At 64.7% G+C, this 224-nt stretch carries 1 protein-coding gene; it reads right to left on the bottom strand.

Annotated features, from left to right (window positions below):
• The coding region (locus tag B7449_RS17575) for an IS66 family transposase (protein ID WP_048883954.1) at nucleotides 1-224 on the bottom strand (224 nt) is incomplete at both ends.

Raw genomic sequence — 224 nt, 5'->3', positions numbered from 1 at the left:
TGGTCGACATGCGCCGGCAACACTCCCGCATCCAGTCGAACAGACCCGTAACCAGTGGCGCGATGCTCTCCTGGCGGACCGTTAGCCGGTGCGCCGCGGTCGTGCCGTTGATGGCGCGCTCGGCCTCGAATATGGTGTCGATCCTGCCTACTGCCTCTATGGCGAGGGGCGCCTTGTCCTTCTCGGCGATTTTGAACAGCCCTCTGCGTCCGTGGGCCCAGCAT

The organism is Komagataeibacter intermedius TF2 (assembly GCF_000964425.1).
In the GTDB taxonomy this organism is placed as follows: Bacteria; Pseudomonadota; Alphaproteobacteria; order Acetobacterales; family Acetobacteraceae; genus Komagataeibacter; species Komagataeibacter intermedius.
The sequence above is the reverse complement of the archived record's forward strand: the minus strand, read 5'-3'. Positions and strand labels throughout refer to the sequence as shown.